General features: G+C 60.1%; 10 protein-coding genes. All 10 read right to left on the bottom strand.

Annotation, left to right across the window (positions count from 1 at the left end; genetic code table 11):
• Positions 1-216 precede the first annotated feature (216 nt).
• Positions 217-1,746 carry an EAL domain-containing protein gene (locus tag QCD60_RS16090; protein ID WP_279787016.1) on the bottom strand — a complete coding sequence of 510 codons (1,530 nt, stop codon included), beginning with the start codon at positions 1,744-1,746 and terminating at the stop codon, positions 217-219.
• 213 nt (positions 1,747-1,959) lie between these two features.
• Positions 1,960-3,318, bottom strand: a complete 1,359-nt coding sequence (locus tag QCD60_RS16085; RefSeq protein ID WP_279787014.1) for a glycosyl hydrolase family 28 protein — start codon at positions 3,316-3,318, stop codon at positions 1,960-1,962.
• Positions 3,319-3,599: 281 nt separating this feature from the next.
• A complete protein-coding gene (locus tag QCD60_RS16080) occupies positions 3,600-5,036 on the bottom strand; it encodes a catalase (RefSeq protein WP_279787012.1) in 1,437 nt (478 codons plus the stop codon).
• A gap of 78 nt (positions 5,037-5,114) precedes the next feature.
• Positions 5,115-5,738, bottom strand: a complete 624-nt coding sequence (gene ycaC / locus QCD60_RS16075; protein ID WP_279787010.1) for an isochorismate family cysteine hydrolase YcaC — start codon at positions 5,736-5,738, stop codon at positions 5,115-5,117.
• 88 nt (positions 5,739-5,826) lie between these two features.
• Positions 5,827-7,437, bottom strand: a complete 1,611-nt coding sequence (locus QCD60_RS16070) for an MFS transporter (RefSeq protein WP_279787008.1) — start codon at positions 7,435-7,437, stop codon at positions 5,827-5,829.
• A 2-nt stretch (positions 7,438-7,439) separates the two neighbouring features.
• Positions 7,440-8,762, bottom strand: coding sequence for an OprD family outer membrane porin (locus QCD60_RS16065; RefSeq protein ID WP_279787006.1), 1,323 nt, complete (start codon positions 8,760-8,762; stop codon positions 7,440-7,442).
• A gap of 122 nt (positions 8,763-8,884) precedes the next feature.
• Positions 8,885-10,723, bottom strand: coding sequence for an amidohydrolase (locus tag QCD60_RS16060; protein ID WP_279787004.1), 1,839 nt, complete (start codon positions 10,721-10,723; stop codon positions 8,885-8,887).
• A 74-nt stretch (positions 10,724-10,797) separates the two neighbouring features.
• A complete protein-coding gene (locus QCD60_RS16055) occupies positions 10,798-11,343 on the bottom strand; it encodes an antibiotic biosynthesis monooxygenase (protein WP_279787002.1) in 546 nt (181 codons plus the stop codon).
• A gap of 22 nt (positions 11,344-11,365) precedes the next feature.
• On the bottom strand, positions 11,366-11,779 hold the full coding sequence (locus tag QCD60_RS16050; RefSeq protein WP_279787000.1) for a DoxX family protein: 414 nt from the start codon (positions 11,777-11,779) through the stop codon (positions 11,366-11,368).
• A gap of 82 nt (positions 11,780-11,861) precedes the next feature.
• Positions 11,862-12,515: a hydrolase gene (locus tag QCD60_RS16045; protein ID WP_279786998.1), complete on the bottom strand. Its 654-nt coding sequence runs from the start codon at positions 12,513-12,515 to the stop codon at positions 11,862-11,864.
• Positions 12,516-12,603 lie beyond the last annotated feature (88 nt).

Genomic DNA, 12,603 nt, shown 5'->3' with positions numbered 1-12,603 from the left:
GTTTTGCGCATTAGATGAACAAGCCCGGTATAAGGCGGCTCATGCAACACTGCTCAGCCACTATGGCAACAGCACGGCACGACAGCAGGGAACGCAGAAAGGTGATTGAAGACAGTAGAAGCGAGGCGAGGTGAAGAGAACAAAAGCAAAACCCGGCACTGCCGGGCTCAGCGGTAACGCCTGCAGCGCGGCAGGCGTTCTCGGGCCCCACGGCGGTCAGTGGTTCTGCACGTAGTTCATCAGTACCTCAGCCGACACCGGCCGGCTAAAGAAGTAACCCTGCCCCAGCTCGACCCCGACGCTCATGACGTGATCTGCCTGCTCCTGCGTCTCGATGCCCTCGGCGATCTTTTTCAGGCCTGCGGTATCAGCGATTTCTACCATGATCGGCAGAATCTTGGCGCGCACCGATTCAGGATCTTCCGAGCCATCAACAAAGGAGCGGTCAATCTTGAGCAGATCGGCCTCGAAGTTGATCAGCATATTGAGGTTGGAATGGCCGGTGCCGAAGTCATCAATGGCGATCCGCACGCCCATCTTGCGCAGAAATTCGAGACTCTCATGCATGCCCGAACCGTAGTCGATAGAGGTTTCGAGAATTTCGATCACCACATCAAAGGAGGAATTCAGTGCCGCCGCCAGCGGTTTGGAGGTGCTGATAATTTCTGCCCGGTCTTTGCTCAGATCCTCAGGGAAGACGTTGAAGGATGCATAGAAGGCCCTCCCCTGAAAATCGCAACGGTTCAGTTCCTCCACCGCACGGGCCATGATCAGCTCGGTAAATTTCCAGGTCTGGCGCATCTGCTGCACCACCGGGATAAAGTCGATGGGCGACAGCCCGCCGATATCATCCTGAAAGCGCGCCAGCACCTCGCAGCCCATGGTCTTGCCGCTGCTCAGCTCAACAATCGGCTGGAACACGCAATAGAAGTTCTGCGGCTCTTTCTCCAGTGCCCGCTTGACCCTGCCCTGCAGCGAATAGCGCTTGGCCAGCATCTGATCCGCCAGTGATTTACCGAGCAGGGCCAGCAGGAAGCTGAGCACCAGCCCCAGTGTCAGCAGCGGCAATGCGGCCGTCAGCATCTCGGCATCATGCATCTCCACCGCGACGCAGTAGGTGCGCGGGTCATCACTGCAAGCCACTCCGCCCCCCAGCACAAAGGGGCGCTGCAGTATGCGGGTGATGTCTTTATTGCCGTAGGCGAAGTAGTAGCTGCTGTCAGGGAAGACCGCGACCACAGCGGAATCATAGGCACTGGACGCGATCGTGCTCTGGAAGTGGCCGGGGTATTCGACGATGACGTAGTTGCCCAGCTGCTGCGCAGTCACGCTGACCCGCACGCCAGCCTGCATCAGCTGCAGGTTAAACCAGAACTTGCGCTCCATAGCACCTTGCAGATCTTCCTTGTCGAGCAGCCCGCCGGATTTTAGGAAGCCCGATCCTGCCGAGCACAGCACCTTGTTGCCATCGACATAGGCGATATCGCGTACGCTGTCACTCTTGAACACCTCCACCCGCAGCCGCTCAATAAAGCTGTCACTACAGGGCGCATCAGCGATGGTATTGAGCTTCTGTAACACCATCATGGTCGACTGCAGGTATTCCCCGGTCTGATGCATCATCTGCTCCGCGGTGTTCTCCGCGTCACGCTGCACATCGAACACCGCGATAAGAATGAAAACGACGAAGAAAACAGCAAACAACAGCGGTGCAATGACCCAGGTGGTGAGGATGTTGGGTTTCACACAGACTCTCCGGCAACATGACAACGACGCACCACCGCGCAACGGCAGTGCAGCATGGGGATCTCAAGATAGGAGAAGAATAGATCAGAATGGTGACACTGCGCTCATCCGCCACAGAATTTCTCTGTCACCGGCATCACAGTGCCGCCGTCCAGGTTCCCGGCGGCCCTGTGCCACAACCACCCGCATGCATCTGCGGGCAGCAACCGCGACCTAGTTGGCCATCGTCAGGCTAGCCTCGGGGCCGCTGACCACCCCTTCCCCGGCCTGATTACTGATTTTGCTGCTGCGAATCGCCGCCTCGACATAGCGAGTCAGCAGCCCCTGCTCGCTGGCATCAATACTGACCTGATGCAGGGTGATCTGTTTCAGCGGTGCTTCGGGCAAGCCACTGAGGAAACCGGCATTTTTTGCGCCGGTGGCCGTCAGGTATTCCACGGTCACATCATGAATATAGGGCGTGGTGGCAGTGACCGGCGCGCTGTCGAGGGCGCTGATCTTACCGTCACCTATGCCTGACTGGCCGCTGTAGCTTTCGGTGATCAGGATCGGTGTAATAACGTTTTCCATCTGCAGATGGCTGGCGGTGATAGGGCCGATATCGGCGCCACGGTCACGGGCAGACTTCACCCTGACGCCATTCTCCGTGCCATAAAAACGCACATGAGACACGGTGATATTACGGATGCCATTGGCGGTTTCACTGCCGATGGAAATACCGTGGCCACGGCGCATGATGGAACGGGTTACAACAATATCCTGACTGGGTTGCGTCGTGGTTTTCAAACCGGGCAACCCTGACTTGATCGCCACATTGTCATCACCGGTATCAATATCCAGATGCGTCAGGGTGACATGACGTGACGAAACGATGTCGACGCCATCGCTGTTGGGCGAGTCTTCGGGGTTGATCACCCGGGTGCCGTTCAGCTCAATCTGCTCACTGTTGCGGATGACGATATTCCACATCGGTGAATTGGTCGCCAGTATCCCGCCGATCCGGGCGTTATGGGTGTCGTTGAACTCAACCAGCCAGGGTCTGGGCATCCCGTTGGCCAGAGGCACACCGGGGAAGCGCTGCTTGAAGTAGTCAGTGTCTCCACCCCGCACGCGCTTGCGCACCATCATGGCTTCCGGCCACCAGTCCTGAGCGCCTTTGCCATCCACCGTCCCTGAACCTGTAATGGCCACATTGCTGACGCCATTAGCCAGAATAAACGCCTCTCCGGCCTGCGCCGGAGCGCCGATAAAGGCCGCGACAAAGTCTTTGTTGACGTTGGTCGCCTGCAGCACACTGCCATCGGCCAGATGCAGGGTGACATCATTTTTGAGCTGCAGCGGGCCACTCAGCCACACCCCCTCGCCCAGCTCAACGGTCCCACCACCCTGCTGGCTGCACTGATCAATGGCCTGTTGCAGTGCTTGTGTATTGACGGTCTGGCCATCGCCGCGGGCACCGAACTGGGTGGGGTCACAGCCTGTGGTGGCCGCCCAGGCAGAAAAGGGAGCCAGCAATACACAGCAGAGGCTGAGGCGGCTTAACGGATAAGCGAATTTACGAACTGAAGTCATGGTTGCGCCTTTATTAAGTTTATTGGTGATACAACGCGGCATGTTCGAGTTGTGCAGCAACACCATGGAAGCGAGTCGCTTATGCGACCAGCATCACTCTAATGAAAGGCCGAGGCAGGGGAAAGCGTTTTATAAAACAGCATTTCTATTTTTTAAAACTAACAAACCAGAAAATAATTCAGCACAAAAAAAAAAGCCAGACCCCGGGTATCGGAGGTCTGGCCAGAAAAGTCGACACCCGACAACGCCGCAGGTGGTCGACGGGGATCATGTTGTCAGTGTCAGCTGGACAGGCGCTCAAGCGCAGTAGCAACACCGGCGCCGTATGCAGGGTCGGCCTTGCTGCAGTTGTCGATATGCCGCTGTTTGATGGCCAGTGGCGCATCGCCCATGGCCCGCGCAGTGTTATCAAACAGCACCTGCTGCTGGGCAGGTGTCATCAGGCGGAACAGCTGGCCCGGCTGCTCATAGTGGTCGTCATCCACCCGGTGATCCCAGGCCCGCGCATCACCGTGCAGCGCTAACGGCGGCTCGGCATGTTGCGGATTATCCTGCCACTCACCAAAGCTGTTGGGGTAATAGGCCAGGGTCGAGCCGCTGTTGCCGTCGGTACGCATGGCACCGTCACGGTGATAACTGTGGAACGGACATTTGGGCGCGTTGACCGGAATGCTGTTGAAGTTGACTCCCAGCCGGTAACGCTGCGCATCCCCATAGGAAAACAGCCGCGCCTGCAGCATCTTGTCAGGTGAGAAGCCAATCCCCGGCACCACATTGGCGGGGGAAAACGCCGCCTGCTCCACTTCAGCGAAGTGGTTATCCGGGTTGCGGTTCAGCTCCAGTACACCAACCTCCATCAGCGGATAGTCGGCATGTGGCCAGACCTTGGTCAGATCAAAAGGATTGTGCGGATGACTGGCAGCCTGCTCCTCACTCATCACCTGAATGCACAGGGTCCAGCGCGGGAAGTCCTTGCGCTCAATGCTGTCGTACAGGTCTCGCAGATGGCTTTCACGGTCCTTACCGATGACGGCTTCGGCTGCGGCATCACTAAGACCGGCAATGCCCTGCTGGCAGACAAAATGAAACTTCACCCACACCCGTTCATTGGCAGCGTTGATCATGCTGAAAGTGTGGCTGCCAAAACCATGCATATGGCGATAACTGCTGGGGATACCACGGTCACTCATGACGATGGTGATCTGGTGCAGGGCTTCCGGCAGCAGCGTCCAGAAATCCCAGTTCGATGTAGCACTGCGCAGGCCGGTACGGGGGTCACGTTTGACCGCGTGATTAAGATCAGGGAAGCGCATCGGGTCACGGAAGAAGAACACCGGCGTGTTATTGCCCACCACGTCCCAGTTGCCTTCTTCACTATAGAACTTGACGGCAAAGCCGCGAATATCGCGCTCGGCATCGGCCGCGCCTCGCTCACCAGCCACCGTGGAGAAACGCACAAACACCGGCGTCTCCTTACCCACTCCGGCAAACACAGCGGCTTTGCTGTAACGGCTGATATCGGCGGTGACGGTAAAGCGGCCATAGGCACCAGCCCCCTTGGCGTGCATGCGCCGCTCAGGGATGACTTCACGGTCGAAGTGCGCCAGCTTTTCCAGCAGCCAGATGTCCTGCAACAGCGCAGGGCCACGCGGGCCCGCCGTCTGAATATTGAGGTTATCGGTGACCGGCGCACCATTAGCATGGGTCATCTTGCTCATCGGCAGTGTCTCCGTCTGGGGATTGATAATACGGTGAAGCCATCAGCCCCACCGGGCTGACGGCGACAGGCGGGCCCGTTAGCGGGCGGTCAGCGCTGCGTAGCTGTTCATCAGATTGCGGTAATTAGGAATCCGCTCAGACAGCAGATGCCCGAGCCCCTCAATGTCATTGCGCCAGTCACGGTGCAGCTCACAGGCCACGGCAAACCAGTTCATCATCTGCGCACCGGCGGCACTCATGCGTGCCCAGGCCGCCTGCTGCACGGTTTTGTCGAAGGTGCCGGAGGCATCGGTCACCACAAACACATCAAAGCCTTCTGCCAGCGCCGACAGGGTAGGGAACGCCACACAGACATCGGTGACCACACCGGCGATGATCAGCTGCTTGCGACCGGTGGCCTTCACCGCGGCGACAAAATCCGCGTTATCCCAGGCATTGATCTGGCCGGGGCGGGCGATGTAGGGCGCACTGGGGAACATTTCCTTCAGCTCAGGCACCAGCGGCCCGTTGGGGCCCTGCTCGAAACTGGTGGTAAGAATGGTCGGCAGCTGGAAGAACCTGGCCAGATCAGCCAGCGCCAGCACGTTGTTCTTGAACTCGTTGGGGGTGAAGTCCTGCACCAGTGAAATCAGACCGGTCTGGTGGTCTACCAGCAGGACGACGGCATCGTCTTTATTGAGGCGGTTGTAAGGTTGCATCACATTGACTCCTGATCATGAAATGGCTGACGCAAATCCACGCGTCAGTACCGCACCGTCTGTGGCACACCTGCCACGATCGGTCATCCCCTCATCCGGCTGACGAGGGCGAACTTTTAAGGACGGCGGGCGCCAGCAGATGACGGATTCGCACCGGCGTGCCAGCCATCTGTAGCCGCCGGGCATGGGCCTCAATCCGTTGTTCGGCCCGCGTCACGCGGCCGTGGTGACGCAGATGCTCAAGCCACGACTCATCGAAGAAAAACTCCTGCCAGCACTGCGCATCCTCGCTGTCCTGCACCAGCCCCCAGGAAAAGGCACCGTTGCGCTGACGCATCCGCCGCACTTCTGCCATTGCTTGCTGAAAGACGGCCCAGTCGGCCTCGGCAATGCGGTACTCGACGCTGATCATCACCGGGCCACGGTCATGGTCGGCACTGTCCAGCGCGACCGGGGCCGGCCAGTGCAGTGACGGGGCCAGATCATCCGCGTCCTTACCCGGCAGCGAGAACAGTGGCGTCAGGCACAGGCCAAGCAGCAAAGCCGTGGCGGCGATGCACAGGGCATACGTGATGGAACTGTGGCTGGCGATACTGCCCCAAAGCATGCTGCCGCCGGCCAGACTGCCGAAGAACACCAGAATGTAGACCGCCAGTGCCCGCGCCTTAACCCAGCTGGGTACCGAGGTTTGTGCCGCCACCTGCAGGCTCGACAGTACGGCAATCCAGGCCGCACCGCTGACCAGCATGACCGGGATCAGCAACAGCAACTCGCGGACAAAGGCCAGGGCAAAGATCACCAGTGCGTACAGCACCGAGGCCAGCACCACCAGCCGGTCGTTATGCAGGTGACGACGAATGGCAGGCAGCAGCATGGCGCCAGCCACCGCACCCACACCGACACTGCCAAGCAGGATGCCGAAGTCAGCGGCAGTACCGTGCAGCTCCTGCCTGACGATCAGCGGCAGCATCGACATCGCCCCGCTGGCGCCAAAGAAGAACGCCAGCGCCCGTACCAGTACGGCCTGTAACGGACGTGACGAACAGCTGTAGCGCCAGCCCGCACGAATCGCCCCGAGCAACCGCTCAGCCGGTAATACCAGCGCCGCCCGCTGACGCCGCCATGACCACAGCACACTGATGACCGCCAGAAACGACGCGCCATTCAGGGCGAAGGTCAGCCACGGGCCACTCAGGCTGACCAGCACACCGGCCATGGCCGGCCCCACGGCTCGCGCCAGATTGACGCCGACACTGGACAGCGCGATGGCGGCCGGCAGATCGGCCTTATCCACCAGCTCCGGAGTCAGTGCCGACCAGGCCGGCATCATCAGTGCGGTGCCGACGCCCATACCGAGGGTCAGCAGCAGTAGCAGCGGTACATTGACCAGCCCCAGCAGCGTCAGCGCCGCCAGCGCCATCGCCACCAGCGCCATCCAGCACTGCACCGCTAACAGGTAGCGCCGCTTATCGACGATATCGGCCAGCGCCCCCGCCGGCAGGGCCAGAAAGAACATGGGCAGCGAGCCGGCCACCTGCACCAGCGCCACATGCAGCGGGTTCGTCGACAGCGACGTCATCAGCCAGCCTGCGCCGACCTCATGCATCCAGGTGCCGATGTTGGAGGCGATACTGGCCAGCCACAGCCAGCGAAAGGGCGTGTGACGCAGCGGGCTCCAGGGGGAGTGAACAACCGTGGCCATGATCAGAGGCTTCCTTGTAACGGGTATTGCAGCAACAGATACAGACGTTCGATGTTGGCGCCACCCTGGGCGGCGTTGCCGCGATGGCCTACCTCCGCCAGTGACAGCGACAGATCCTTAAAGGGACCGGCAGGCACCTGATAGCGCACCTGCAGATCACGCTCCCAGTGTTTGCCGCCCTGCCCCTGCTGAGGCTGATAGTCGCCGCTGGTACTGTCGAACGGGTTATAGGCACCGCCTGCCTCGGCATGGGTGCCATCGATGCCCCAGCCTTTGACGTAGCGTGCCATCAGACTCAGGCCGGGGATGCCCAGCGCAGCGAAGTCGAAGTCATAACGGGCCTGTAGTGAACGTTCATGGGCGCCGTTGAAGTCGGCATATTTGATGGAGTTAGCCAGTGCGATGGAGTCACCACCGACAAAGTCGAACGGCGTATCGCCATTGATTTTCTGATAGGCCAGCATGATCCCGTGCGCTGCCCGCTGATAACGGGCCGCCACGCTGTAGGCCAGGGTATCGATGGCGCCAGCACGACGCCGCCCCTGATCACGACTGCGATAAAGGTTGCCATCGAGGCTGAGCCCCTGCTGCTGCCAGTTGAGATTGAGATAACTCTGGCGCCAGGTGTCATCCAGCTGCGACACAAACACTGCCGTGCGCAGGGTATCGCTGATCTTCCAGCGGGCGCCCGCCAGACTGATGGCACTGCCCGCGGTAGTCGCCCCATAACCGCTGAACTCGCCGTGCGCGGTCGAAGCATCCTGATTCTTGAAAGCCGTAAAATGCCCTGCCTGCAGACTAAGCCGCGGCAGATCATCGCTTTGCAGCCAGAAGCCGGTGGCATACTCAGGTTGCAGGCGCTTGTCGGCGGTCGCAAACACCGGCGTCGCGACGCTCATCTCGCCGTATTTCACCACCGTTTGCCGCATTCGCAGCTTCACCGCCCCGCCACTGCTGCCGTAACTATCCACACTGCCGCCGTCGCTGTCGGCCGCCAGCAGCCCGGTCCCCGCGTGGCCGCGCTGGCTGTCCAGCCTGTAACCGGCAAAGCCGTGCACATCCGCCCCCAGCCCCAGTACCCCGGGGGTATAGCCTGACTGCACATCCGCCAGCAGACCGTGTGCCCATTCCCGCCGATAAGGACGCCCCTGATCAGCGCCACGATACGCGCTGCTGATCAGGTAATTGCGATTGAGCACAGACCAGTTCAGCAGTGGCTGATCGGCTGTTGCCGCGACGGCCCCGGCAGAGGGCAACAGCGACAGCAGCAACGCAGCACAGAGCCCGTACCGGACAGCAGGCACGGAGGGAAAAACGGCAACCATAGGGGCAACTCCTGCACAGCCGGGGACGCTGTCGCGATGAGCATGATGCCGGGGATACCTGCACCACTGCCCATCAGCGACACGCAAAAGCACTGTGTGATTCAGTCAGGACTGAGCGGTCTTCAGAAGGCGAAACAGGAACAGCCAAAGGCGCCCCAGAAGCCCTGAAAATCACTGACCGGCACATTGGCCGTGCGTACCCGATCATGACTGTGGGCATGCACCGCACAGGGGCCTGAGCACTGGTGCACCTGCTTCAGCAGGGGCGAGGCCGGGCGCCAGTGGCCGGGCACCTTGTGTACCGGCGACCAGTCAGGCATGACCGGCACACTGGGCGGACACAGGTCATCGAACTCTTCGGCGGCATACACCACCTTGCCATCGACCACCGTCAGTACCGACTCCAGCCACTTGATGGCTTCCTCTTCCACCGTAAAAAAGTCGCCGGACAGGGCAATCAGGTCTGCCAGTTGACCCACTTTGATCTGACCTTTCTTGCCCTGCTCCGACGAAAACCAGGCACTGCCGTGAGTAAACAGCTGCAGTGCGGTATCCCGCGACAGCCCTTCCGGATACAACGCCGTGCCACCGACGGTGCGGCCACTGACCAGCCAGTACAGCGACGTCCAGGGGTTGTAGCTGGACACGCGGGTAGCATCGGTGCCCGCTCCGACCGGCACGCCTTCAGCCAGCATGCGTTTGATCGGCGGGGTCTGCTCCGCCGCCTGATGGCCATAACGATCAACGAAGTATTCGCCCTGAAAGGCCATGCGGTCCTGAATAGCGATGCCGCCTCCCAGTGCCCGTACCCGCTCAATATTCTGCGGGGTGATGGTTTCGGCGTGATCGAAGAACCACGGCAGGCCATTGAAGGGGATGTCGCGGTTGACCTTCTCGAACACGTCCAGCATGCGCGAGATCGACTCGTTGTAGGTGGCGTGCAGGCGGAAGGGCCAGCGCTGCTCAACCAGATGCCGTACCACCGGTTCCAGCTCTGCCTCCATACTGGCGGGCAGGTCAGGACGGGGCTCAAGAAAATCCTCGAAATCCGCGGCGGAGAACACCAGCATTTCCCCGGCACCGTTGTGACGGAGGAAGTCATCGCCCTGATGCAGTGACACCGAGCTGGTCCAGTTTCTGAAGTCGCTCAGTTCTTCTTTGGGCTTCTGGGTAAACAGGTTGTAGGCAATCCGCACGGTCAGCTGCTGATCTTTGGCCAGCTGCTGAATCACCGCATAGTCATCGGGATAATTCTGAAAGCCACCGCCGGCATCAATGCAGCTGGTCACACCCAGACGGTTCAGTTCACGCATGAACTGACGGGTGGAATTGACCTGATATTCCAGCGGCAGCTTGGGCCCTTTGGCCAGCGTCGCGTAGAGAATCATGGCGTTGGGCCGGGCAATCAGCATGCCGGTCGGCTCACCGTTGGCATCGCGCTGAATTTCACCACCGGGCGGGTTGGGCGTGTCACGGGTATAGCCGACCACCTTAAGGGCGGCACGGTTAAGCAGCGCACGATCATAAAGGTGCAGCACAAACACCGGGGTATCCGGTGCGGCCCTGTTCAGCTCTTCCAGCGTAGGCATGCGTTTTTCAGCAAACTGGAACTCATTCCAGCCACCGACTACCCGCACCCACTGGGGCGCTGGCGTCACATCAGCCTGCTCTTTGAGCATACGCAATGCGTCCGCCAGCGAAGGTACCCCTTCCCAGCGCAGCTCCAGGTTGTAGTTCAGCCCGCCACGAATCAGGTGCAGGTGAGAATCATTGAGACCCGGCACGACGGTGCGCCCCTGCAGATCAATCACTCTGGTGTGATCTCCGCGTACCGCCATGACCTCAGCGTCACTGCCGACCACGCTAAAGCGGCCATCCTTGATGGCAACGGCAGTGGCGGTAGGTTTATCGCGATCAACCGTGTGCAGTCGACCATTGTGCAGAATCAGATCGGCATTCATAACCTTGCCCTTCCTGTTCAGGTGGATACAGCAGCCACACGCCTTGACGAAGCGGCTGGAGAAATGAGGGGCGACTAAGCGCGCCCCTCCAGCCAGCGGGCAAACAGTGCAGTCACCCGGGGCATAAAGAAGTAGACCACCAGCAATACGATGCTGAGGGTGATCACCACGTTGCTGGGGACAAAACCGCCCAGCCATGGCCACTGTTGAAAAGCAGGGCGCCATAGCAGCGGCACCAGCATGCTCAGCGGCAGTATCACCAGAAAGGTGATGCAGGCCTGTTTCCAGCGCGGCGGAGGGGCAATCTGTCCGGGGGTGAACCAGAACTCGCGCGCGCCGTCGACCTCAAACTGGTCGCCTTCCACCAGCAGTGGCAGGACTTCATCGATCAGCTGTTTACGCTCAGCAGAGTCCAGCCAGTTCTGCAGCTCAGTGGTGCCACAGAAACGCAGCACACACACAAAGCGATCCAGATCACGGATTACATTGACACCAAGGTGGCCGGGGTAGCTGGCAGCCACCTGAGTGGTACGGCGCAGCCACTGCTCGTAGGCCAGGTCAACACCCGGTCTGATCCGGTGGCGCACAATCAGCGTCACCACGTCCTGCTCATTCATCATTTGGCCCTTTACAGTTCAGAACTCAGCTCACCCGGGCCAGCCGGGGATACCTGATGGCAACCCGCTGCCCCAGTGCCAGACGGCCCGGCCCCGTCATCAGCAGGGTGCCGAACAGAATCAGCAGCAGCCAGCCAAACTGGCCCTCGGCCAGGCTCCATTGCGGATGCACCAGCAGCAGGGCCACCAGCAGCAGAAACAGCAATGGCAGGCAGGCCAGCCGGGTAAACACTCCCAGCATGATCAGCAGCGGACACAGCACCTCGGCGGCGATTGCCAGACTCAGGGTCAGATGCGCTCCCAGACCAAAGGGGTCTTCGATCAGCGCCAGCTGCTGCTGGAAATGCAGCAATTTGGGCAGGCCATGAACCTGCAGCACTAACAGAGAACCGGCCAGCCGCTGAAACAGCAGGCCCCAGTCCGTCAGGGTGTTCGCCATCTTCCGTTTTCCTCTGTCAGTGGGCTGGTCAGCGCTGGCGGCCACAGAGCGCGGGCCGCCCGCTGTTGACTTTCAGGAGCGATCAGTGCCCTTCGGAGGCGTTGAACATGGTCTTGGCGTAGATCAGACCCAGACCATAGGCACCGCCATGGGCAATAGAGGTTTTCACGGTCTGGTCATAGGTTTCACCGCGGGCCCAGTCACGCTGCAGTTCCAGCAGGTACTGCAGTGAGGTCATCGGGCGGGCACCCAGCTGCACCATGCGGGTAATGGCCATTTCGTGCGCTTCGGTTGAGACGTCACCACAGGCATCGGTGATGACATACACTTCAAAGCCCTGATCCAGTGCCGACAGCGCCGGGCCAACGATGCAGACAGAGGTCCACAGGCCAGCCAGTACAATTTTGCTCTTGCCGTACTTGTTGACTTCCACTGCGATACGTTCGTCTTCCCAGGTGTTCATAGTGGTACGGTCAATGACGTTGTAGTCGGGGAATACTGACTTGATCTCATCGAAGATCGGGCCGGAGAAGCTCTTCTCGGCTACCGTTGTCAGGATGGTGGACACCCCGAACTCGTCAGCGGCCTTGGCGACCAGCGCCGCGTTGTTGCGCAGGGTCACCGCGTCAATGGACTTGGTGGCGAAGGACATCTGTGACTGGTGGTCGATCATGATCAGGGTGTGATCGTTGTGGTTGAGCAGGGTTTTGCCGGGTACGGCTTTGGCGATGGCCATGGTGTTTATCCTCTTGCTGTGGACGTGGTTAAAGAGCGCAGCTGATCTCAACTGCGACAGAACACGGTTGTCAGGGGTATTACGCGTT

Origin of the sequence: Pokkaliibacter sp. MBI-7 (genome assembly GCF_029846635.1) — a bacterium.
In the GTDB taxonomy this organism is placed as follows: domain Bacteria; phylum Pseudomonadota; class Gammaproteobacteria; order Pseudomonadales; family Balneatricaceae; genus Pokkaliibacter.
The sequence above is the reverse complement of the archived record's forward strand: the minus strand, read 5'-3'. Positions and strand labels throughout refer to the sequence as shown.